The 773-nt window shown below is 78.1% G+C and carries 1 pseudogene; it reads right to left on the bottom strand.

From position 1 onward, the window contains the following. Positions 1 to 34: 34 nt before the first annotated feature. A pseudogene (locus tag ACOV8S_RS24375) lies at positions 35 to 773 on the bottom strand (amino acid deaminase/aldolase); the annotation flags it as partial.

The raw sequence follows: 773 nt of genomic DNA, 5'->3' as shown, positions 1-773 counted from the left end.
GGGGTGAACCCGCCCGCACCCCGCCCGCACCGCCTCAGAGGAAGGTCATGCCCTCGCCCCGGTAGGTGGGGGCCGTGCCGACGACCCGGTCGCCCTCCACCAGGTGCAGGGTGTCGAAGCGTTCGCACAGCTCGCCCGCCTTGGCGTGCCGGAACCACACCCGGTCGCCCACCAGCAGGTCGTCCGCGGCCGCCCCGAGCAACGGCGTCTGCACCTCGCCGGCGCCCTCCATCGCGTCGTACCTCAGCCCCTCCGGCAGGTACGGCTGCGGGAGCCGGTCCGGGCCGGGGGCGCCGGACGCCGGGTAGCCGCCGCCCAGCACCGTCACCGCGCCCACACCGGGCCGCCGCACCACCGGCTGGGCGAACAGGGCGGCAGGGCGGGCCCGGAAGGACGTGTAGTGGTCGAAGAGCCGCGGCACGAACAGCCCCGAGCCCGCGGCCACCTCGGTGACCGCCTCCTCCGCCACCGTGTGCTGCACGCTCCCCGTGCCGCCGCCGTTGACGAACTCCAGGTGCGGCGCGACCTCGCGCACCGCCCGGACCGCCGCCGCCCGCCGGGCCGCCAGCTCGCGGCGGGCGGCGGCCTGCATCAGCCGCACCGCGCGCGACTTCAGCGGCTTGCCGGCCACCGCGTCGCCCACCCCGGCGACGTGACCCTCGTACGCCATCACGCCGACCAGCCGGAACCCCGGCCGGGCGGCCACCGCGCGCGCCGTCCCGGCCATCTGCTCCGGGGTGTGCAGCGGGGAGCGGCGGGCGGCCACCCGCATC

Source organism: Streptomyces sp. CO7 (assembly GCF_053474865.1).
Note: the sequence above shows the minus strand (reverse complement) of the source record. Positions and strands in the feature narration are given on the sequence as shown.